Consider the following 22,359-nt stretch of genomic DNA (forward strand, 5'->3'; position numbering starts at 1 on the left):
CGGCCCGACTAAGCGTGGGCGTTGCTGTTGGCCAAGTTCATCACCGTCTGCGCAACGGCAGTCATTCTGTCGGAACTTGTTGTTAGCTGCTCCTGCACCGTAGAAGTTAATTCTGCGGCCACAGCCCCGTGCTCACTGCACAAGGCGATCGGTACAGACATATAACCCGGATGTCCGGCTTACTCATGGGCACCAAATCGGTGCTTCCGCACCACCCCGGTCTCACCTTGCGCTCCCATCACGCTGTCGCGCTCATCCGCGCGAATAACGCTGCCGCGTCCCCAGGACTTAGCCCAACGACGCCTACATAGCTCGGAGACGGCATCGGAATGTCTCTATAGGTGGGTCTCCACAAGTGAAGGCAATATCGGCTGTTATTCACATACTGCGAATGTGGAGGATGCAGTTGCATAACGCACTCTTCTTCATGCCAAAACAGGTCTTTGACAAAGCACATCTCGTCCCAGTTCGGACAACGCCGCGGGGTTGAAACTGCGACATGTTCCCAGCCGGGACGGACAAATGCACTGATCTTGAGTTCACACCCGCAAGGCCCCTGCACGAAGAAAAGACCGCCAGGGCCTGATCCTGGAGCAGTAGCTAAGGGGCCGTGTCTCACGCGGCCCGCCTCCAGCTTGTCTATCATCTGGGCTCGCACGCCTGCTCCTTTGCCTTTCGAATAGCTCTGAAGTCAACGTAGATGACGTTGTCTCGCAATATGTCAAGCTGCTCGATTGTCGGTCCAACGTTCCAAAACCACTGTATAGGGTACCAGCCCCAGAAGCCGTAGATGTCTATCATCACTCCTTCTCCTCCTACTAATCCTCTAATGCTCGAACCGACGCCCTCGTCCCCACTGGTTGCCTGCGGACGGGCGCCCCGCGATCTGCGCGTTCGGCGAGTCGAACGGCCGATTGCATTTCGCGCTCCTATGTAATCCGCGATTGGCCCATCCGATGCGAGCATTGAATCGTTGACTGTTCACCCAGTGCCCCGCTTGCCCACACGAAATCAGCGACTCTTGGCCTAACCTCGTCTTCAGTGAATTAGCCTTCATCATGGCATGCCCTACTGTGGCCTGCGACATCTAGATCGCACGATGCTCGCAACACCAGTAGTGGCTGCAGATCGCTCGGCGCAACATTGCTGCTTCTCGAGAAGGTACTTGATCCTCCGCGACGTCCTCGCCAAGGCTGAACAGTCCCAATGCGCCATTTATGTGAAAATGATTCAGCCTTATCGCGGCCAAATCGCCTCGCGGACAACCGCAGACGTCCGCATCTCTATTCTCCGAACCAGCGTTCGGCTGCTATCTCCGTCGTAAGCTAGCCGTCAGGAACAATGTTTAGTCGATCTCGTCGTTCGCAACTGGATATCAACGGATTTTACAGGACAAGATGCAGCTCCTAGCGAGTTGTCCACGGTATGTCGCTCGCGAAGCGCTCACTATTTGCTGCTAATGCGGGTGTTGTCCCCGACAGGAGTGTCGCGTGTCCGACATCGCACAGCGGTCCGCGTGACCAACCCACCTCATCAAAAGCGCTGACGACAGTTCTGGCTCGTGGCATGTCACTTGCTGTGCTCACAGACGCGACTTGTACCGACGATGTACGGGCAATCGATCGGCCAAATGCCCCCGCGCAACGAACATTATTTCTGATACTTCCCTATGAAAGAGGACTGCAAACCTATGGATGACAGGAGGCATGCAAAGCTTGGCATCTACGGTTTAGACAGCGGTCAGCGAGATGACATGCCACATTGGCGCTCAACAAAACTCCCAACGATCACGCATTTGGGCGCCGATCGTCGCTCCCGGCAAGTGGGAAAGAGCTGGAACTGGGGGCTTTTGGCCGCGTTGCTCATAAATGCGCTGCTCTGGGCGGGTATCTACTGGGTCATCGTCGCCTTCTTCTGAGACAATCCGGCCATAGCAGCGAGCGGCTACAAGCACCACTCCTTGCTAGGGCCGCAAGCTGACGCCGGCCGCGCACTCCGCGCTGCGCCTTGATAGTGACTGCGCTGCTCCAGCGGCCGCAAACGAGATGTCGACAACCCAGATGCCTCAAATCGGCGACACAGAGACCTCGTTCCAGCTGCGACGAAATGCCAAACCTAGTAGATAGAAGGTCACCGTCGCCCAGAGGTGGCGTTCTGGACAATTCGTCTGATGCGACGAGAGAATTAATTCTCAGTAGTCTTTTTTTGTGAAGATCGCTTCGGTAACCAGACGAACGAAGGTGACCTGAAACAGGAATTGGGCAGGCGGCTGGCTTGCTCTCACGAGCGTGTGGCATGCGACGATCAGGCCACCGCGCTCATCCCAGAACGCCTCGTGCAGGTGTATTGACTTGCTTGCTGAGCGATATGTGCCCAGCGGTAGCGTCGGGATACGCCAGCAGGATGGGGCCTTCTGATCGTAGCAACGCTCTACAGCTCTTGCTCAGGCCGCGTATCGTCCTCATTCTTGCGCGTCTGCCACACCTGTGCCCGGCGCGCCAACTTGTCGTATTCCAAGGCAATCTTCAGCAGCCGGTCCTTGGCCTTTCCGTCGGCGAGGGCTGCCGCTTTCTTTCGCGTTGCTTCCGCGCGGCTTCGCCAATGACCTGGCTGGTGCTTACTTTTAGGATTCATGCCGAGAGCATGCAATTCGTAGATCAAAGAATTGCGACACCGAGGCTCCGTATCATCACGTAGCGGCGACGCTCGTGTGTCTGGCTACCGAAGCAGCCAGTGCTAGTCCACAACTATTAATCAGATGCCGCCGAGTGCGTATCGCAGACGAAACCTATCGTGCACAGGCGCAGAGAGCTTCAAACCAGCGACGCAGAGAGACTTGAATCGAACGTGGCGTTAGATTGTACGGTCCTGGACAGGTGGGGATCACCTCTAACAATCGGAAGACAGCTGACATGGCAGGAGAGCGAACGTCTCAATTACCTACCCTCGCCTGGGACCACTTATTAGAGAGCGCAACCTCATCCTACGAAGGTTACCCAAGGCCGTTGCTGCTCCAGTCACTTTTGGACCGGATCGCACGTATCGGTACCTATGGGACTGGCGACTAGACTACGCCATAGTATCTCAGATCATGTCAGGCAGACCCAAGCGATGCGTCTTGCTAACGCCGTCGGATGCACCGCCCGCCCAACCCCCAGCAGCTTCAAATCATCACCCGTTCCATCGGGACCCGCCTGGTCCTTCCCGTCTTTCCTTGGCCTCTGTCGGAAGGTGTCGCCTCCCGGACCGGTCAGCAGCCAAGCTCCATGCAGTGAGAACGGCAATGCTAGAGCGTCGAGGCTTACCGACACCACCTAGCTAAGCAGATCCGCCTTCCCGGTTTGCGGGTGATGGCACCCACCAAGAACAAGAAGAAGATCAACTTACCCGAAGGGACGTCATGATTCAGATACGACGAACTTACTTGGCTTCGCGCCTCCGCCTCTGCTACCGCGCCATCGCTGTTGGCATTGCAATGACAGCTGCAATGCTCGCCCCGGTCAACGCGGATGATCGGCCGCCGACCTCAGAGGAGAAAGACGCTTGCATGGAGGACGTGCTCCGCCTTTGTAGTAGTCTCATACCAAATCGCACCGCTATCACCGCCTGCCTGAGATCGAAGCAAGACACCCTTTTGCCGCTACGAAATCTCCAGGCGAGATGGCGGCGAGAAAAGGAGCGGATCGAAGTGAAAAATGCAGATCCCTTCGAATCGCGCTTAAAGGTCGTCCCACTTCGCGCGCAATTAATCCTTCGTGCAGCACCGGCAAAGGCATGCGTCTAGCGCTCCGGCAAGGCCGCACGGCGTAGGTTGATTACAGTTGGTCACTCGATTTCGCAGAGCAACTGACCTCGGCCTCAAAATCTACTCAGCATCGGGAATAGTGCGCCAAAAGCCACTCAGCGGTGCCGCCACGGCGCCCCCGAAAGCCAGACGCCTTGTGATGCGGATCGAACGTCTCGGGCAAGCGGGCGGAGACAAACGCTATTGTTCTGGCAACACATAGCGGCAGTGCTCTGATCCGCCACGATATCCTATGGACGCACCATCGGGAGAGAACTTGACCCTCACGTAGCGTCAGGTTGTAGCGTCGCCACCTATGCCCACGTTCATCCGACGGCCGTCTCGAGGACCAGTGTGGCAAAGCGAGTGCGGACAGACCGCCGGCTGCATCAAGGCACTCCGCTTGCAGAGACGCTTGGCTGGCGGTCGGGCCTAGATTGGACAAAGGAACGTATAAAGTTCGATGGAACCGCTCAAGTCAATCATCGCCAAAGTCGTCACCGGCGCTACCCTGACGCGTGAGGAGGCTACCTCAGCGTTCGACAGCATGATGTCGGGTGACGCAACTCCCTCCCAAATCGGTGGCTTGTTAGTTGGGATGAGGGTCCGCGGCGAGACGGTCGAAGAAGTCACCGGCGCCGCATCCGCAATGCGAAATCTGATGCCCAAGGTGGAAACCCGGTGCGACGCTGTCGATATCGGTGGCACGAGCGATACCGCTAAGTGTTCGCTCAATGTATCGACGTGCGCTTCCTTTATCATCGCCGGCCTCGGCGTTCCCGTTGCGAAGAATGTCAGCCGCACGGCATCGTTGCGATCAGGCACCGCCGACCTGTTGGCACGCCTCGGCGTAAAGGTCGACCTCGGGCCCGACGCAATTGCACGTTGTGTGCGCGAAGCCGACATCGGCTTTATGTTTGCGTCAGCCGAGTATCCGGCGATGCAGCGCGTCAGCCAGATCCGCGGCGTTCTTGGAACCCACACGATGTTCAATCTGATCGAGGCCCTGTCCAACCCGGCCGGGGTCAAGCGGCAGGTCCTTGGACTATTCACTCCGGAATGGGTGCAGCCTTTGGCGTACGTCCTGAAGAACCTTGGTGCCGATTCGGTGTGGGTTGTACACGGCTCGGATGGGCTCGATGAAATATCCCTTACCAGCACAAGCTTTGTTGCGGCGCTTGAGGCGGGTACGGTCCGCACGTTCGACGTGACGCCCGAAGACGCCGGGCTCCCCCGCTACCGCGCCGATGCGCTGGAGAGCCGCGATGTCGAGGCTTACGCCGTTGGGTTACAAAACGTGCTTAATGGCATGCCTGGTCGTTTTCGTGATGCTGCACTTTTGAACGCGGCGGCGGCACTGGTGGTGGCCGGGCGAGCCTCGAGCCTGCGGGAGGGCGTGGCGCTTGGACAAGAATCGCTTGATCGCGGCGCTGCAGCCGCTCGTCTCAATCGCTTGATCGCGGTTTCAAACGCCTGACAACCGAGCTGGTGATGCTGCATCGTTGTGGCCAACAGTGCCGCTTAGACACGCAAGGGATAGTGCAGCCGGCGAATGAGTGGCCCTTGTGCCGTACTTCGAGGGACCATCGTCGTGGCAAGTAATGGTCAAAACAATTCCCACCGAGGGGCGCGGCCCGATAGCCAAGTCTTGGTCGAGCTGGAGGCTGTTGGAGCCCCAGTTGCCGAGGTTAGGTCCCGCGACGAAGCGCGCGACGCGCCAAAGGAGATCAATTGATGATGCCCTGGCAGAGGATGGAAGCACTCGGAACTATTGCAACGATAGAACACATCATTCGAAAGTTTCGGCAATTGATCGACACAGACAGTTCGATCGCGCCGGAGCTGCGGCGTACGCTGCACGAGACGCTGGATGAGCATCTTCTGGAAGCAAAACGGCGTGTCTTCCTGAGAGCCGATTAGATCCGTGATGCCTTCTATACACGCAGAGAAACTCTGGCACGCTGCGTCGCGCTTTACGCACACCGCAGAAACATTTGCCGTCTCGACGAGCTGCTCCTTCGTTCAGCGGTGCCGCCTGCGACGATCGTTTCGCGCCGCTTGTCCTCAGACCGAGCGTTGGCAGTCCCGCATACGCCCCCTGAGCAACTCTTCATTCTGCTAGAAATCAGCGCCCCATGTAAGTTGGTCACGCCACCGGCGCATTCGCCGGGGTGCTGCCAAGACTGAATAGCGGGGCAGCACTTCCTCAAGGCAGCGCTGAATACTTGCGACATGCGAGACCTCCTGGCAGCACTCTTGGGTGCCAGCATGAGCTCCCCCGTTCTCACAGGTTGACAAAAAACGGGCTTGAATCTGACGCAACGTTAGCTCGTAGGCTTTTGAGGGTGGCACCTAATCTGGGGTGTGAACGACTTCGAATGCCTCAGCTGGTTAGATCCGCGGACCGATCGCCGGTCTTGCTCCTCAGCCACAATGGACCAGCGGTCGGGAGAGCTAGACAACGAGTTCCGATTGCGTCGCTAGGCCCGCATGCCGGACGTGGCGAGCCACTTCGGTCGCAACGCCCGGCAGATGGGGCACAAGCCTTCGGGGTTGCCCCGCGCGCGTGCCCCTGCCTGACCCGCGGCATCAGAAGACATTACCTGGCATGCTGGGACGACAAGTTGAAAGACCCGGACGGCCTCAAGAAGGTTCTGTTAATTGATCATATGGAAGGTCGGTGCCGCTGCATCATCGGCTTCAGAGATGGAGATGTGGGAGTGGCCATATATGTGTGGGGAGCCCGTGCATCAAAGAGTGGCAAGACAAACTCATCGTGGTGCGCCTATCACTACCGACAGATGCACAAGGCCGCCGCCGAGTAGAGCGAAGTGGGCGATCGCTCGGCAACTTCCCCTCTTTCAATATCCGCCGTTCGCACCCCATCACATCCATCGAGAACAGGTTCTGCCAAAGGGGTAGCATTTCACACGACGGATTCCGAACACCGCGCCAGGCAATGGCCAGCGCTTTTGATGAAGCGAGCTGCCAGGCCACACAATCGGCAGATCGCAGACCCACCGTTCTCTCCCGTTCCATTAGGGCGACAGCGCGACAGCGGGGGCTCCTTGATCTCAGCGCCTCACAACAGCACGGCCAGTTGATGGTGACTGCCATGACGATCCCATCCTGATCACGTCCAGATGCCCGGAGGTCGCGAATGCCGAGGATCCTAATTATGAATGCCGGTACGCCTCAGATGTCGGGCGGCCATCTAACAGAAGCCCAACTCTCGTTGGCGGCCAATTCGGCGTACCGTTCAGCGTGGTTTGCTCAGGAGGGCGACTTGATAGTCTCACCGGTAGAGATCCCGGCAAATCTACTATCCTTCATCGGAGCGACGCTTGATTTCGATGCATCGAGTCTTCGCCTGGTTATACGTGAGAGCCGCCAACCGACCATCCTCGATGATTGTACATTGCTGTCTAGGGCTGTTGTCGAGCAGATTAAAAGACATGTTTGTCAGCAATCCGGCTGGCGACTATCTCCCTGCTACTTTACCGAAGGTGTCGCGCGCCTCGCGGCCAGGTTAGGCATACCGAATACCGGCGACGACTTCGCTTTGCAGCGCGGGCCTGATCTGTTGAATCGCAAGAGCCACTTCCGTCAATTGGCAACAAGCGTCGCACTTCCGCTTCCTCACGGATCAGTCGCCACAGACCCAAACGGACTGTCAAACGCGGTCACCTCCCTAAGATCCGAGACCGGCAGGGTCATCGTAAAGTTGGATAATGGTGCTGGTGGAGTAGGAAACGTTATCTTGACCAGCAATAAGAGCGATCCCTTACCTGGAGCCAGAGATACCCGGTGGATTTCGTGGCGATCTTTTGATCCCAAGGCACTTTGGTCCGAGATGACGACAGAATCGTGTAAGACGCTGGTCGTGGAATCGTACCACCTAGCTCGCTCTTTATTCTATCTCGAGTATGCAATCCAGGATGATGCATCAATCGTCTTTGTTAACAGTGGAAACATTCGTCTGCGTAAAAGCACAGATCGCTCCGAGAGAGCTCTGATTTGGACAGGGCTTGAGCTGCCAAGTGACTTGGAGAACAAGCAATGGTTGACCGCCCAAGCGCATGCTTACCGATTTGTGGCACTGGCGAGAGACCTGGGATATCGTGGATTGATCAACATTGACGCGATTTTTGCAAAAGATGGCCGGTTGCTGTTCAATGAAGCGAATGGCCGCTGGGGTGGCGGCTCGGTGTTACACAACATAGCCATCCGACTACTAGGCTTCGACTATTCCCATCGCAACGTTATCTTGTCCGTAAGAAATGTGCGATCACCGTCCTTCCAAGCGGCGCATGCTCGTTTTATCAAAGATGGAATTCTATTCGACCGCACACGTAAGGAGGGCGTGATCCCGCTTGCCGCCGACGAAGAGGCTGGCACCGTGGAGTGCGTCGTGATTGCACCTGACAGGCCGGCCGCGCACGATCAGCAGCACCGACTATTGGGGTCATAAAACTCACGTCGAGACCCGCTCAATTTTTCGCCTGGCTGCCGGGTAGTTCTCCCGCAGGCCCACGTCTCCCCTGGTTTCGCACAGCGAAAAAGATCGCCACGATCGCAGAGCTCGCGCTTGCTCCAATGATGCGTGGTGGTCCTTTTACAGATCGCTGCCAGCCACGCCGTCCGACCAGAGGTCTCTCAGACTTTACGGCGACCTGTCTGACCACAAGATGCAATCTTTCAATTCCCCTGAGAGCTCGCTCGCCACCCTCTCAGAGGAACATATCTGGCGCGCCACTTCATACGCGCGCGGTGGACCTTTCGATGATCCGGCGGTTCGCGCCAGCGCGTTTTGAACAGAAGTACACGAGGGATCTGCGTTCCCCGCCTGAGACCGGCTTTACCTCGTGCCGGACCCTACATGTTGTGACAAGCACGGCACCAAATGGAGGGCGGAATACGTGCTGCTCGTAGCCCGTTGGATATACTACAAATTCACCGCCGTCGAAGTCTCTCGCTAACTGCACAATCACCGCGTACTCGAAATCCGGGTCACTCGCCGCATCCAAATGGACGCCGACGAATGAACCCGGCGGCAGGCGATGCATTTGGCATCGGCGAACCACGTAATCTGAGGATGCTCCGAAGATCTTTCTTAGCGCGAAGCTGCGGTCTTTACTTTCAAGTAGCTCCATGATCTGGGTTGAAGCTGTACCACTCACGTTTGTCGGCGTGTGGCCGGGCGGGTCTACCCGAACGCGCTTGACAAAGACGCTGTGCAAGTCGCCCGCATCTCCCTCCCGCACTTCCTCTTCCGGAATCTCAGCCTGAAGCTGATCGATCTTGATCAAGTCCTCCTGAGTAAACAATATCTGCGGGGCGATTACGACCGTTCCTTTTACCAACAGCTCTATGCGGTACTTTGTCAGTGCTTCTTCTGAAAGCAGACGGGATTTATCGGTCATCGCGCGTGCCATTCAAGCTCACTCCTTTGGTCTTCGACGCATGATTGGGGCTCCAGGTGCACCGACGTGAATGCTTGCTCCCAACGCTCGCCGTCGAACTCAGTTATTCTGATGTGCTCGATCGTCTTTCTATCCAAACATCGGATGTTTATGCTGAACCCGGATGGGTTCGATCTAGGCCTATAGAACGGCTTTACGCCACAAACTCGGCAAAACGTGTGGCGGGCGATGTTCTTGTTGAACTGATACATAGTGAGGCATTCCTCACCACACTCGATGTGGAGCTTGTCGCCAGTTACGAGCAAGTGGACAAATCCAGACATCTGACAAATTGAGCAATTGCATCGAACTGCCGAGAGCTCGCGCGGCGCACTCACGTGAAACTTGACAGAGCCGCAATGGCAGCTGCCATGATGCAAGATTTCAAAGTGATCATCTCCCGTGCGTGTGACAATCCCCAGAAGATCGCAGCACCACCGGACGCTGAGCCGATAGGCTTGATCGAATTCATTCAGAAAGCGATCGCTCCGGTTAGGCTGCACGAGTTCGGCAATCAGCCGGCCTGTCATTTCTCCATGGTACTTCTCAGCGGGATCTTCTCCGCCGACATGGTCGCTAAAATACTGAAGATCGTCCGGCCGCGCTCTAAAGGTACTGACGAGACTGGTCCATAGCGACTGGATCATGTCCGCAGCATGCAGTTCAAAAGCGACCATGTAGGCGCAACGAACCAGGGGGTCGTTCGAGGACAATCCGTCATAGAGAGAATGCAAGTACTTTCTCGTCCTGAAACTGTAGTTTGGCACTATTGCTCTGCCGAGTAGCTGCGAGGCATCCTTTCTCAATAGGTTGGAGTGAAACTTTTCGGTCAGCAGAATATCTGGTAGCGCTGATTTACCGCCCTGAAGAATTCTTCCATGGCCGCCGGTCTCGTCCCAACAGATGAAATTCCCGACCACGCTGGTCAGTTCGACATCCCTCGTGATATCTCGATTGTGACGCATTGCATCGAATATGAGCTCCCTTTGCGATCCCGCCTGCAGGTACGGGAATGCCTGTGACATCGCAAGGTATTCAGGCAGCAGTCCGGCGACCTGATCCTCCGACATCTGCGCAGCGAATGGATGTGGGCCGAAGACGGCTCGCGCGCGCTCAGTCAAATACTCGCAGGATATCCTCGGAGCCTGCGCCGGTACAGATCGAGATTCTTGAGTTGTCATTTGACCTCTGCGGATGAGAAGCGAACGGTCCTTTGACGAAACAAGTTCGTCCCGGCCGACTGTTTAGGGCCTGGCAATGCGTTGCCTAGAGCTTAACCGCTTCGTGGTGGCGTTCGCGATGGTAGATCTGGCATGCTTAACCCTGCTCCTGCGCATCGAAGTAAAAGCTGTCAGCAGTGAAACAATGAGAATCATGGCTGATTCTGGTCCACCTGCGGACCAGTGTCGCAAATGCTCGCCGCTTGTCATGGACATTTTACTGCGCGCTCCTTCTTGCAGCTGATGTCGCGTGCACGAGTGCGGCAATCCAAGCAACTGGATCTTGGCGGTAACTCGGCCTGCGCATACTGGTAGAATGCGCCGCTACATGTCGCGCGCGCCGCTCGACACATGTGCGTCGTTGATAGATGCTTTCGATCGTCTTTAACTCTCCTCACATGGAAGCTACTGATCGAGCTTCGCGAGCAAGTGTCGCCAGATCGGTTTCGAGCTTCGGTTGATGCGTGAAAATCGCCTCTATCAACGCCTGCGCCGGTTGCTCGGCAGCCTCAACCAGCGCCGCCCTCTCACCCCGGGCGGAGGGGGCGAACACACGCTTGACGACCGTCGGCGAGCCCTTGAGGCCGCATTTAGAGATGTCTTCGATACCGGCATCTTGCGCGCTCCATTTTACAATCTGGGCACGCGCGGCACGCAATGCATCCGTCATCGCGCCGCGCCGAATCTGATTCGTCGCCTCGAGCATAGTGACGAGACACGGCAATTTGGTCTGCAATATCTGAACACCGCCCTCGGCGCGTCGTTCGGCTTCAATTGTTCCAGCGGCGAGGTCCAACGATTTGATCTTGGCAACGTACGTCAGCTGCACTACGCCCAGTCGCTTTGCAATGCCGGGCCCAACCTGCGCAGTATCGCCGTCGATGGTTTGCTTTCCCGTGAAGATGAGGTTTGTCGGGCCATATTCCTTGCCAATCTTCCGGATTGCGGTTGCAAGTGCATACGTTGTGGCCAGCGTGTCGGAGCCGGCAAACCAGCGATCGGTGAGTAGGATGGCGCGATCGGCACCAAAAGTCAGCGCCTTTCGCAAGGACTCTTCTGCCGATGGTGGTCCCATGGTGAGCACGGTTATTTCGCCGCCGGACCTGTCGCGCAGCTCGAGCGCTGCCTCGAGCGCGAAAAGATCATAAGGATTGATGATGGTCGGTACTCCCTGACGCATGATTGTATTGGTTACGGGGTGAACACGGATTTGCGCCGAGTCCGGAACCTGCTTGATGCAGACGACATTGTGCACGGTGTACTCCCAAAGTGGCGATAGCCGCGACGAGAGCAGCAAGTGTTGTACCATCACCGCCTCTTTTAAATCGGCACGCGGTCGCAATGCTTTAAGCTGGGTGGTGCCCGCTCTAAACCGCTACCGAGACAAGTCAGGTTCGGACAGTCCTTTTTCGTACGAGTCGCCAGCCAGGGGACGCGAAAAGGGGACCGACAACCACTGCCGCTAGGCCCCCAGTGTGCACGGCGCGCAACGCCTTCCTCGGGCCTGCCAGCTTTCTTCAGAAGCCGTGTATTTCCCAACCTGGGCTGTTTTTACCCATCTGCTTTGGTAGTCGCAGTTTCAGCCGATGTGGGCGTTCAGAACCGCTTTATCTCGATCCCGTATTTCCTCAGCGCATAGCCGATTTGCCGCGGGGTTAGTCCGAGTAGGCGCGCTGCCTTGGCCTGCACCCAGCCAGATTTTTCCATCGCCGCAATGACTCGCTCCCGATCCGCCATCCTCGCACCACCAACGAGAGCTGTGCCGGCTGGAGCGAGCGCGGTCGGCTCGCTAACCGATTGCGGCGGAACGGTCGTTTGATCTAGCGGAATGACGGGCTTCGCAGGCATCGCTTGAATGGGTGCCAGTTGTCCCGTCTTGTCATTGGATGTACTTTTCCAGAGCATAGTGGAAAGACACTCCCCTCGGCGACATGCAAAGTCACTTCCCACAATCGATGATCCGTCACACAGTGTCGCCGTTCGCTCAATGCAGTTTTCGAGCTCGCGGACATTTCCCGGAAAGGCGCAGTTCATCAGTACGTCAATCGCACCGGCCTCGAGGGTGAGCGTACGGCCGTTCTCGCTATTGAATTTTCTGAGGAACTCTCTAGCGAGCAGCGGAATATCGCTGCGTCTTTCGCGCAGCGGCGGCAACAACAAGGGAACCACGCTAATGCGATAGTAGAGGTCAGCACGGAACTCGCTCCTTGCCACGGCTTCTTCCAGGTTCTTGTTGGTCGCGGCGATAACTCGAACGTCGACCTTAATCGTATGATTGCTGCCGACGCGCTCGAACTCCTGTTCTTGCAGAACTCGCAGCAGCTTCGCCTGGAACGACGCCGAGATCTCGCCGATCTCGTCAAGAAACAGTGTCCCTTTATCAGCCAGCTCGAAGCGCCCCTTGCGCGAACTGATCGCACCGGTAAAGGCACCTTTCTCATGGCCAAACAATTCCGATTCGAGGACCGTCTCCGGAAGCGCCGCGCAATTCAGTTTAACGAACGGTCGCTTAGCGCGAGACGATGACTCGTGAATGGCCTTGGCAACGAGCTCCTTGCCAGTGCCGGATTCGCCACGTAGCAAAACCGTGCTGTTCGATTTGGCCACAACCGCGATCTTCTCGAGCAGTCCGCTTAGCGCGGCGCTGTCGCCAATGATCCCGTGAGCGTGAAGCTTCTTGCGCTCGCGACTGGGCGACCCAAGCTCAACTCTCTGCTTCTCGCCCTGGTCTTTCTCCACTAACGGCGCTTCGCGATCCCTGGCCAAGAAGCGATGTAGCTTCACTGCTTGCCCCACCAGGTTGGCGACCATTGCGAGCAGCCAGGCATCGTACTCCAGACGAAGCCTTGAGCCATCGTTCTGGATACGATCTATCGTCAACGTACCAACAACTCTCGCACCAATGTGAATGGGAACCCCGATGAACGAGATGGGCATATTGTCTGAGGCACCGAGAACCTCCCGGTCGGCGGCGCTGAAGGCTGGCGCGGCGGCTACGTTCTCGACGATAAGAGGTCTGTCTGTCGCTACGATCTGGTTCAATGCATTCCGCGGCAGGCAAGCCCGGTAAGGTTGGTCGCCGTCGCTCCAGCCGGTACCAACTCGAATTTCCGGCCCTTCATCGCTAAATAGCGAGACGATGCCGTGCCGCATCTGCACAAACGATTGCAGTAAGCCAACGACGTTGGCTAACGTGACTTCGAGGCGACAGGTAGCGTTGAGTATTTTGGATATTTCAAAGAGGCCGCTCAACGCGCTCTCGTGCGACAGCTCCCCTGGGGCGTTACGCACCGGCTCCGCTTGCGAGGCGGGTCTTTCGCTTGAGGCAGGGATATGCAGCATGAGCCGGTCTCCGTTGTTTTGATTATCCTCCATGGAGCCATGTTCGGATTGGCGAGCTAAGTTTTGCATGTCACTCTCGATCTAGCGCCAAGTGTTGACGAGATGACATAGAACAGTGACATCTTTTCGTGGCACGACGGTAAACTTCCGGTGCGCCTTCGTTTCACTTTTTGCGGATTTGTGGGTGCGGAGAACATGAGCGCGCCGCAGCTTAATTCAGCCACATCACCAAGGTGGCCGCTTCACAGGTGCTGCCCGCCATTTATCGGCACCTCGGCCCCCGTGACATAACTCGCCGCATCCGAGCACAGAAAGAAGATGACCTTTGCAACTTCATCGGGCGTCCCCACTCTGCGCAGCGGGATACTTGGCACGAGACGAGCTTCCGTGTCTGGGGACAGCATGTTGGTCTTGATTTCGCCGGGAGCGATCGCATTCACGCGGATACCATACGGCGCGTAATCATGAGCCAGCTCGCGCGTGAGGCTCGCAAGCGCCGCTTTCGACGTCGCATAGGCACTTCCGGCGAACGGGTGCACGCGCGAGCCTGCGATTGAAGTCACATTCACGATTGATCCTGACGCGGCTCTTAGCTCGTCAAACAAACCCTGCGCCAGCAGGATCGGAGCCACCAGATTAAGATGAAATACCCTCATCCATGTTTCGGTTGACGTACTCAATGAGGTCATCCGATCGCCAGTTGGCGTTTTCGGCGAGACACCGGCGTTATTCACCAACGCGTGCAAAGGCGCACCGGCCAAGCGTCCCCTGATCTCGGTGATCGCGCGCGGAAGCATTCGATGATCGCTAAGGTCGATCTGAAGATGATCGTCGTTCCCCGCCTCCCAGGGGCATCGCTCACCATCAAAAGGTTGACGCGCGCAAGAAATGATGCGCCAGCCCGCGTCCGAGAAGAGCTTGGCGGTGGCATGCCCAATTCCGCGCGACGAGCCGGTGAGCAACATCGTCTTCTGTTGTCTGCCATCAGGATGCGCTTTGTCGGCCCGAACGGGGCAACCCAGTTGTGTTCCGGACGGCAGGTCTCTGATCAGATTTTCATTTGGCAGATCGAGACTCACAAGCGCGCCCTCTACTGTTACGCCAGCGAACGGGTAGCAGGATTTGCGCCATTGCGGTGCACGTAAATCCCCCCTGTTTTGCGTCCTAATGTCGCGCGCATGGAATACTTGGCAGATGCAAGACAGCGGCGGGTACGCTTTGTGACAGCAATGTCCAATCCGGCACGTAAGCTTGCGGGGCCGCTCGCTGCTTCATGACAAGGCAGCGAGCCGCGTTTGCCTTCGTGATCGCGCAATCGAAAGCGGCGGGCCGATGCCTCTCGCCGACCTCAAGATCGCACCGGATATCGGGGCAGGGTCTTTCGGAACACCTCCAAAGCTGACGCACCAGCCTCGCACGTTAGATTATCGGCGATCAATTTTGAATTGTCGGGCCCTGCTCTGAGCCAACTGTGTTATCCTATACGCGCTCGTTCCCCCGAAATGGCGTCCTATGTGTTGATCCGCCATGAGCAACGTATGGATTTTCCGCTCGAAGCGAAGCAAACTGTTCCGTCTATTTTGCGCTGCGCAACAAGCTGGGACCGCTATTGCGATGTTACGTCTCAGTGAACGGCGTCTGGCCCCCCGTCCGTTTTGCTCTGTGCGCCCATTTCGCGGCAACAGCATCACGTTGGCCAGACGATTTCCGTACGTACAAGAACTGCCAGTACTTCTGGATACAAAGAGCAGCGATCAGGTCTATGAGGCGGGTTATGCCCTTCATGGCGCCGCGAGCTCTTGCGCGTTGTCTTCAATCAGGATCAACTCGCTCCGATCGTTCAAATCGAATTCTATAACGCGCGGAGCAAAGAGACGGGCATAGCGCGTGAAGGCGCTCGTTGGGGGAAACCTGATCACTGTGTCGCAGCGCGCCAGGAGATACATCTCAGTCAGGGCAGAAAAGCCACCCTCGGCTCCGAGTGCGGCGTTGTGCAATGGGCCGGCCTGGGGTGCCTGGAACTGTTTTGGGATCGCAAAAACATCCGGAAATGCCTTTGAAATCTGCTCAAGGACGATCGCGCTATCCGTACACAGGAACGCTCTCACAGGTTTTGCGTGCGGTAAAGCCTTGGCCTTATCGATGGCAATGCAAACCTGCCGCAGCGCGCGCTCCGTGTCTGCCCAGTAAGGAGCATGCCCCATAATATCCTCGCCATTGCCATGACGGACATGAATACCGATTACGCTGTATGGCTCGAAGTGCTCGCGGTAGATCGCATCAATCCGGGCCCGGATTTCAGGTCGCGGCTTGATACTGCGAAAGATCTCTCGCTCCGCCTCCTGATCGCAACGCCACATGAGACAGGCGTCACACACCACCGTGGTAGCGTCACTATCTCTCTTGCTTTGGAACAGTTGATCGAGTTCGTCACGTTCTCGAAAGATCTGCTCGTCCGGGCGATAGACGCAATCGATAGATGGCTTATTCCACCATGCCGGAAAGAATGGCCCCGGAAACGAACGTCGATTGAGGTCGTCGTCGCAAATGACGCGCACGCCGGCGATGTCTTCAACCGGTTCGAAGAAGACTGGAAAGGCATTGGCGAATGGTTCGTCAAGATAACAAGACCCCCGCCAATCGATTACCAGGGTACGTCTTGTCTGCTTTGCAAACCGCCAGGCCGCCGCCAGTGACCACAGACAGTCACCGAGCCCAGTGCGTCGTCGGGACACTACGAACCGATCATTGATCGAACCACTAGCCATCTTGATTGCCTTTTCCTGCCCTCTTGGTTGGACAGCAGATATCGATACAGACAGGTCGACCATCTTCTCTCCCAAGGTCAGCTCCTGTGATCGCGATACCGGCGAGCTGCGTTGGTAGAACTTCATAGCGGCGCTGTCCCTGATGTACTGCGTCTCTAAACATTTGCGTGTTCTCTTCACCGACGGCCATTTCGTCGGAATACCTGGCTCACCTGCGCATTCGATGGCTTTGGCGGCTACCTGTACGCATGGGCATGGCCATGTTCATCGTCTCGCGGGTTGTTGGAGAACCCACCGTGACGCGGCATCAATTTCGATGCTCCCACATCATCGCAGCAGGCGCCGCCGAAACAATAGTGTCGATACGAGGAAGGGCAATACCGCATACAAGCAAAGCGCGCTGACATGCAGCAGAACGTCGCCAACGCTGTGCTCCAGCATCATTGGGCGAATGAGGCCGATCGAATGTGAGAGCGGCAAGACGCCGGCGAAGTTACGAAATGAATCGGGCAGCTGGCTCGTCGGAAAGACCGCGCCACACAGAAACACCATGGGCGTGAGGAGGAGCGAGTGGTAAAATACGAAGTAGTCGTAAGTTGGGGCAAGAGATATGACGACCATTGCAAGGCTGCCGAAGACGAGGCCCGTAAGGGCAATTGTTGGTATCGTAAAGAGAATCGACGACCAGGATGCATAGCCAAGCGTGGCAGCGACAATCCCGATTGCTGTCCCCGCTAGTACGGACTTAGTTGCCGCCCACACCAACTCTCCTAAAACGATATCGCCAAGCGTGAGCTGCGTGAACAGGATTGCCTCCCAGGTACGCTTGGCATCCATGCGAGCAAAGGCCGCATATAGGGTTTCAAAGGTTGCGGATGTCATCGCGCTGATTGCGACCATACCCGCCGCCAAAAACGCAATGTACGAAGTCCCCTCAACTCGTCCCACGATGAGGCCGAGACCAAAGCCGAGACCAAGCAGATTGGTTATTGGGTCAGCGAGATTGCCGAGCAGCGATGCAAGCGCTACTTTCCTCCATGCCAAAAAATTTCGACGCCATACCGCGATCCAGTTGTACGCGTTAGCCGGCATTACCGACGCATAAGCATCATCCATTGCTTATTTCTCCATCTCGCGCCCGGTCAACCGCAAAAACACGTCTTCCAGATTCGGGGGGCGCTGCAGAACGCGAAGGTCCGACCGCCCGCTCAGATGCGCACGGACTTGCTCCGGATAGCGCACGTAACAAAAAAGTGTCTCGCCGCTGACTTCGATGTGTTTAGCATAAGGCCTGATCAGCTCTCGAAGTTGATGTACGTCACCGCCATAAATCTCGATCACGTTGCAGCCAATATGCTCGTCGATCAAAGCGTGTGGTTTGCCTTCGGCTATTTTGCAGCCACTCTCAAGCACGCATAGTCGATCGCATAGCCGTTCGGCTTCTTCCATGAAGTGGGTGGTCAGGAGGATGGTCTTGCCGCGCGCAAGCAGGACACGTAGGCGCTCCCAGATCAGGTGGCGCGCATGGGGGTCCAGACCAGTTGTCGGCTCGTCCATGACGAGTAGATGCGGATCATTAATCAGAGCACGCGCCAGCGTCAGCCGCCGCTTCATGCCGCCAGACAACTCGGAGACGCGCACGTCTGCTTTGGTTTCAAGGCGCGCGAACTCGAGCAGAGAGGGCACGACCGCCGCGATCTTGCGAGTGCTCATGCCGAAATAGCGGCCAAACACCAGCAAATTCTCTCGGACTGTGAATTCCGATTCAAGGTTATCGAACTGCGGCACTACGCCGACCCGCACACGCGCCGCACGAGCGCGCGAAGGCACAGGCTCATCGAGGAGCGTAATCGTGCCAACGTCGGGCGAAATCATGCCGAGGAGCATTCGTACGATCGTACTCTTGCCAGCTCCATTTGGCCCAAGCAGTCCGAAGCACTCTCCGCGCGCGACCGAGAATGACAGGTCATTGACGATGAGCTTGTCGCCAAATGACTTTTTCAGGCCGGCAAGGTCGATTGCCACAGTGGACATGTTCATCTTAGGCTGGCAGAAGCCGTTCCGTGCACGATGGCTTCTTGACGACCGTTTTGCTCCAGAGCATGCCCTCGCACCAAACATGCTCGACACGCCCCCATTTGCAGGCCGCTGCAGCGTCCGGAAAGAAGCCCCGTCCGTGGAGGTTGGCGCTCGTGTTGCAGAGCAGCGGAATGCCCGTGAGCTGCTCAAACTCGACGAGAAGCGCGGCAACTTTATGAGGTGAGTTGCGCGAGATCGTCTGCAGCCGCGCCGAACCGTCAAGATGGACCACGGCGGGGATCCTGTCGCGCCAATTTGCCCGGGTCTGGTGATCAAACAGCATGTAAGGATCTGGCGTACCCGGGTTAAAGATCTCCGCCGCGCGATCTTCCAGACAGATCGGCGCCACCGGTCGGAAGTGCTCGCGAAGTTTTATGTCGTTGAGATGATCCTTCATTTCCGGGCACGTCGGAGCTGCTACAATGCTTCTACCACCCAGGGCCCGCGGTCCAAGCTCGGCACACCCGGTAAGAAAGATGACGGGCTTATTGTCTGCAAGAATCGACGCAAGTTCACGCAAGCTGCAGGGCGCCGCTTCCCAGTCCGGTGGAATCTCGCTCTCCCGCAGCGCCGGACCACTGTAAACAGACCATTCCAACGGCCCGAAGCCATCTTGCGCTGCCATAGCGCCGCACGCCGCGCCGATTGCCGAGCCGCTGTCATTCGGAAATGGCGGCACCCAGACATCATCGAACAATCCGCTCGCGCGAAGCGCGCTGTTCCATTTGATATTGAGACCGCAACCTCCGGCGATACATAGATTTCGCGCTCCGGGGAGTGACGAATATCTGAGCAAAACCAGCGACATTTCCCTAACAAGAAGACGCTCCAGAAAAACATGAAACGAGGCAAGGACATCCTCCGCTCGCTTAGCCGTCAGGCGCAATGCGCTTGCCTCGAAGAACTCGTGCATAGCAGCAAGAGACGATTCCGCATTGTTGATGTCTTCACGGTAGCGGCGAGCCTGCTCCGTGTTGCCAGCCAAGCATGTTTCATAAAGCTCCTGAAACACGTCCACGATGCTCTCGTCGACCGAGCCAAGCGCGATGTAGGCCATCAGCTTGCCGGCAATACCTAGATCCCAACTGGAGCGGTTCGGCTGCCGGTATGGCCCGAAGTGAAGGCCCGCGGCAGCATAGGCGTGTCCAATCATCGGAAACAACGCTGCGATGAGCCGCGCCCCGCCAGGTTCGACATAGTAAAGACGTGGAAAGATACAGCCATCCCAAACCAGACAGAACGCAGGCTTTCCCGCGACTGCAAAGAGACTGGTGCTATATGCTGACGCGACATGGCCCGTGACATGCGGGTAGCTTTTATATGGAAACTCTTTGCCTCCGAGCATGAGGCCAAAGCCGTCGACAGAATCGAGAAGGCCCTCAGCATGACGCTCGACATATGGCGCCCCTTTCAGCGCGACCGGCACCGCTCCGCTTAGGACTTGGAACTGCGATTCTTTCTCGCCGTCCCAGCCGTCAATGACGAACTGATCAATATCGCACGGGTCCAGGCCATGCTCCGCCAACGCGTGCAGAACTGCGTCGAGATTGTCGACGGACTGATAGCGTGGACTGTTGCCGCGCTTCTCTTGCTCCATGCAAAAAAGAAGGCGACCATTCTCGATGACGGCAATTGCCCCATCATGTGTCAACTTGATTCCGCAAATGCGCATACGCTCTCCTGGCCTAATGACCGACGTGTGATTGTTCTGACGAGCCGTCCGGCTTCCGAAACCGGACAATCAAGCAGTCTTCGTTGGCCGACCCGCTATGGCAGTTTAGACGGTCGAGCTCTGATAGGCTCTCGTTGAAGAGAGCAATCACTGTTTCCGCACCAGCAGCATGCCCCCAACGTTGACATATTTCATCACGTGCAGACCCGAAAATCAGAGTGCCACCTGGCGCAAGCATTCTCACCATGTTGCGAATCGCCGCCTGCATCTCGGCCACGTCCTTGAGATAATAAAGAACCTCGGCTACCACGATTAGATCAAACTGCTCATTGGTCGAGAACCGCTGAATGCCGCAGGTCACCCAAGTTATATGTGACCACTTACTGGTCCGCAGTCGGGCTCTTTCAATCGCCTGCGGCATGACATCCAACACGGTAAGCCGCACGCATAACGGTGCCAGCATCTCTGTGAATGCGCCGGCCGCACATCCTACTTCGAGAGCAGACGAAGCACCTGCTCCATTGCAACGCAACATCCGGAGCATTTCTGCGTATCGCGCTTGTTCGAACGAACTACTGTCGAGGCTCCATGGGTCGTCGGCGGCAAACTCTCGCTCTAACAAGTGATGGTATGCGTCCAGAGTCATGAGCCGGGCACCTATTTGAAGGCCGTCGAATGATCGCGACAGGAAACACTCTCCGTCGCCACCACGCTCGATGGACGATGCGGCAAACCCGCCTTATGGAGGGGCGCGGGGCTCCCCCCCGCATTGGCCGCACCTCTTCCGACGTTCGGGTGAAGGACACGCTGCGTTTCGTCATCCACCGGCACATTGCTTACTTTCCGCGATAGCCAATCGCTATTGCTCAATGTACAAAGCGCATAGGCCTTCAAGGGAAGTAAGAGAAAGATGTTGATGGGTGTGTGAAGAGAGAATGCGATAAACCGCAATTCGCGCGCACGCAGCGCTGCGACGCTGCACCGGACCATGGTCATCGCTGCAATCGTCAATCCCGTCCACCAGGGTATCGAGCCGCCGATCAGAAGCTGTGCGAGCGCCGCAAGTGATGAAATGGCGAGGAGGATTGGGCCGATATTTTGCCCGACAACGTCTAGCGTCAAATAGCCATCGAGCTCTGGCAGCAAGCGCAGCGCAAGAAACGTGTCCCGAAAGGTACTGCGCGCCCAGCGCAGTTGCTGTCGTAGATACGGCCGAAGACTGTGGGGGACGACCGTAGCTGCTATTGCGTCCGGGGTGTATTCGGTGCGAAACCCCGCCTTCAGCATGAGTATCGTTAGATGGCGGTCCTCGCCGAAGTCGCTCGGCTTCCCACGAAAGAATTGCGCTTCGTATTGGTCAAGTAGCAAGTTGAGTGCGGATCGCCGATACATGGCACATGGGCCGCAGCAGCACATGACGGCACCGAAGCGCGCCTGCGCCGCACGCTCTTCGTTGCACGCGAGCCAATATTCCATATCGATCAGCTTGGTCAGCCAGGTCTGGTTGCGATTGCTGGCGATCAGCTGACCCATGGCCGCACCAATGTCCGGATCATGCATCTTCAATACGAGCTTTGTGACGACGTCAGCAGCAAGGATCGTATCGGAGTCGACGTTGAGAACCAGATCACCGGATGAGCTACGTATTGCAGCTATCTGCGCCTTGCGCTTTCCTACGTTGTTTGGCAGCAAAATGATACTGAATCTCGGATCGTTGGCATACATCTGGTGCACGGGCCCGACAGCGTCGCGGTTTGCAGACCCGTCATCGACCACATAGACCTGCATCTTTCCGGCGTAGTCTTGACAGGCGATCGAGTCCAGACATTCGGCGAGGGTGTCTGGATCCTCGTTGAAGCACGGCACGATGACGTCAACAGTAGGAAGGAACACCTCGGCTTGTCTCAAGTTGTCTCGTTGCGATGAGCTCATCGCCGGTTGGGCATAAAGCGCTTGTAGACTCTTATAGACAGTCGAGAGTAGCGCATATGATGAAACGGCGGCAGCACTGGTCGTCGCAAGCAGGTCCATT

The 22,359-nt window shown here is 56.9% G+C and carries 17 protein-coding genes; 4 read left to right on the forward strand and 13 right to left on the reverse strand.

Features of this window, described 5'->3' with window-relative positions:
- Positions 1-238: 238 nt before the first annotated feature.
- Complete coding sequence (locus tag ACVWZ4_RS04725; protein WP_456701736.1) at positions 239-646, reverse strand: DUF7694 domain-containing protein; 408 nt, start codon at positions 644-646, stop codon at positions 239-241.
- 1,044 nt (positions 647-1,690) lie between these two features.
- Between ACVWZ4_RS04725 and ACVWZ4_RS04730 the strand changes: the two genes are divergently transcribed.
- Positions 1,691-1,918, forward strand: coding sequence for a hypothetical protein (locus tag ACVWZ4_RS04730; protein ID WP_456701735.1), 228 nt, complete (start codon positions 1,691-1,693; stop codon positions 1,916-1,918).
- A 512-nt stretch (positions 1,919-2,430) separates the two neighbouring features.
- On the opposite strand, the gene ACVWZ4_RS04735 is transcribed toward ACVWZ4_RS04730, so the two are convergent.
- The gene (locus ACVWZ4_RS04735) at positions 2,431-2,661 is read right to left on the reverse strand and encodes a hypothetical protein (RefSeq protein WP_456701734.1); all 231 of its coding nucleotides are present in this window, start codon (positions 2,659-2,661) and stop codon (positions 2,431-2,433) included.
- 1,586 nt (positions 2,662-4,247) lie between these two features.
- Between ACVWZ4_RS04735 and trpD the strand changes: the two genes are divergently transcribed.
- From trpD to ACVWZ4_RS04750, 3 genes are all read left to right on the forward strand, one after another.
- The gene (gene trpD / locus ACVWZ4_RS04740; RefSeq protein WP_456701733.1) at positions 4,248-5,261 is read left to right on the forward strand and encodes an anthranilate phosphoribosyltransferase; all 1,014 of its coding nucleotides are present in this window, start codon (positions 4,248-4,250) and stop codon (positions 5,259-5,261) included.
- 257 nt (positions 5,262-5,518) lie between these two features.
- On the forward strand, positions 5,519-5,704 hold the full coding sequence (locus ACVWZ4_RS04745) for a hypothetical protein (protein ID WP_456701732.1): 186 nt from the start codon (positions 5,519-5,521) through the stop codon (positions 5,702-5,704).
- A 1,258-nt stretch (positions 5,705-6,962) separates the two neighbouring features.
- Positions 6,963-8,255, forward strand: coding sequence for a preATP grasp domain-containing protein (locus ACVWZ4_RS04750; protein WP_456701731.1), 1,293 nt, complete (start codon positions 6,963-6,965; stop codon positions 8,253-8,255).
- 286 nt (positions 8,256-8,541) lie between these two features.
- On the opposite strand, the gene ACVWZ4_RS04755 is transcribed toward ACVWZ4_RS04750, so the two are convergent.
- From ACVWZ4_RS04755 to nodC, 11 genes are all read right to left on the reverse strand, one after another.
- On the reverse strand, positions 8,542-9,219 hold the full coding sequence (locus tag ACVWZ4_RS04755) for a 2OG-Fe(II) oxygenase (protein WP_456701730.1): 678 nt from the start codon (positions 9,217-9,219) through the stop codon (positions 8,542-8,544).
- Positions 9,204-10,427, reverse strand: a complete 1,224-nt coding sequence (locus tag ACVWZ4_RS04760; protein WP_456701729.1) for a GFA family protein — start codon at positions 10,425-10,427, stop codon at positions 9,204-9,206. Before ACVWZ4_RS04760 ends, ACVWZ4_RS04755 begins: the two co-directional genes overlap by 16 nt.
- 433 nt (positions 10,428-10,860) lie before the next feature.
- On the reverse strand, positions 10,861-11,721 hold the full coding sequence (locus ACVWZ4_RS04765) for an electron transfer flavoprotein subunit beta/FixA family protein (protein ID WP_456763742.1): 861 nt from the start codon (positions 11,719-11,721) through the stop codon (positions 10,861-10,863).
- 341 nt (positions 11,722-12,062) lie between these two features.
- Complete coding sequence (nifA, locus tag ACVWZ4_RS04770) at positions 12,063-13,808, reverse strand: nif-specific transcriptional activator NifA (protein WP_456705178.1); 1,746 nt, start codon at positions 13,806-13,808, stop codon at positions 12,063-12,065.
- Between the two features lie 242 nt (positions 13,809-14,050).
- A complete protein-coding gene (locus ACVWZ4_RS04775) occupies positions 14,051-14,830 on the reverse strand; it encodes an SDR family NAD(P)-dependent oxidoreductase (protein ID WP_456705177.1) in 780 nt (259 codons plus the stop codon).
- Positions 14,831-15,589: 759 nt separating this feature from the next.
- On the reverse strand, positions 15,590-16,702 hold the full coding sequence (locus ACVWZ4_RS04780; RefSeq protein WP_456701728.1) for a nodulation protein NodZ: 1,113 nt from the start codon (positions 16,700-16,702) through the stop codon (positions 15,590-15,592).
- A gap of 201 nt (positions 16,703-16,903) precedes the next feature.
- Positions 16,904-17,692: an ABC transporter permease gene (locus ACVWZ4_RS04785; RefSeq protein WP_456701727.1), complete on the reverse strand. Its 789-nt coding sequence runs from the start codon at positions 17,690-17,692 to the stop codon at positions 16,904-16,906.
- A gap of 3 nt (positions 17,693-17,695) precedes the next feature.
- Positions 17,696-18,616, reverse strand: coding sequence for a nodulation factor ABC transporter ATP-binding protein NodI (gene nodI / locus ACVWZ4_RS04790; RefSeq protein WP_456701726.1), 921 nt, complete (start codon positions 18,614-18,616; stop codon positions 17,696-17,698).
- Between the two features lies 1 nt (position 18,617).
- Positions 18,618-20,327 (reverse strand): nodulation protein NodU, encoded by a 1,710-nt coding sequence (gene nodU, locus ACVWZ4_RS04795; RefSeq protein WP_456701725.1) that lies wholly within the window; start codon positions 20,325-20,327, stop codon positions 18,618-18,620.
- 13 nt (positions 20,328-20,340) lie between these two features.
- Positions 20,341-20,973 (reverse strand): nodulation methyltransferase NodS, encoded by a 633-nt coding sequence (nodS, locus tag ACVWZ4_RS04800; protein WP_456701724.1) that lies wholly within the window; start codon positions 20,971-20,973, stop codon positions 20,341-20,343.
- A gap of 11 nt (positions 20,974-20,984) precedes the next feature.
- Positions 20,985-22,358, reverse strand: coding sequence for a chitooligosaccharide synthase NodC (nodC, locus tag ACVWZ4_RS04805; protein ID WP_456701723.1), 1,374 nt, complete (start codon positions 22,356-22,358; stop codon positions 20,985-20,987).
- Between the last annotated feature and the right edge of the window lies 1 nt (position 22,359).

This window comes from Bradyrhizobium sp. USDA 4472 (genome assembly GCF_054058595.1).

Bases quoted from the DNA above. Each gene is read 5' to 3' on its own strand.
- ACVWZ4_RS04725 (WP_456701736.1), bottom strand. From the start codon at position 646: ATGATAGACAAGCTGGAGGCGGGCCGCGTGAGACACGGCCCCTTAGCT.
- ACVWZ4_RS04730 (WP_456701735.1), top strand. From the start codon at position 1,691: ATGGATGACAGGAGGCATGCAAAGCTTGGCATCTACGGTTTAGACAGC.
- trpD (WP_456701733.1), top strand. From the start codon at position 4,248: ATGGAACCGCTCAAGTCAATCATCGCCAAAGTCGTCACCGGCGCTACC.
- ACVWZ4_RS04745 (WP_456701732.1), top strand. From the start codon at position 5,519: ATGATGCCCTGGCAGAGGATGGAAGCACTCGGAACTATTGCAACGATA.
- ACVWZ4_RS04750 (WP_456701731.1), top strand. From the start codon at position 6,963: ATGAATGCCGGTACGCCTCAGATGTCGGGCGGCCATCTAACAGAAGCC.
- ACVWZ4_RS04755 (WP_456701730.1), bottom strand. From the start codon at position 9,219: ATGGCACGCGCGATGACCGATAAATCCCGTCTGCTTTCAGAAGAAGCA.
- ACVWZ4_RS04760 (WP_456701729.1), bottom strand. From the start codon at position 10,427: ATGACAACTCAAGAATCTCGATCTGTACCGGCGCAGGCTCCGAGGATA.
- nifA (WP_456705178.1), bottom strand. From the start codon at position 13,808: ATGCTGCATATCCCTGCCTCAAGCGAAAGACCCGCCTCGCAAGCGGAG.
- ACVWZ4_RS04780 (WP_456701728.1), bottom strand. From the start codon at position 16,702: ATGAAGTTCTACCAACGCAGCTCGCCGGTATCGCGATCACAGGAGCTG.
- ACVWZ4_RS04785 (WP_456701727.1), bottom strand. From the start codon at position 17,692: ATGGATGATGCTTATGCGTCGGTAATGCCGGCTAACGCGTACAACTGG.
- nodI (WP_456701726.1), bottom strand. From the start codon at position 18,616: ATGAACATGTCCACTGTGGCAATCGACCTTGCCGGCCTGAAAAAGTCA.
- nodU (WP_456701725.1), bottom strand. From the start codon at position 20,327: ATGCGCATTTGCGGAATCAAGTTGACACATGATGGGGCAATTGCCGTC.
- nodS (WP_456701724.1), bottom strand. From the start codon at position 20,973: ATGACTCTGGACGCATACCATCACTTGTTAGAGCGAGAGTTTGCCGCC.
- nodC (WP_456701723.1), bottom strand. From the start codon at position 22,358: ATGGACCTGCTTGCGACGACCAGTGCTGCCGCCGTTTCATCATATGCG.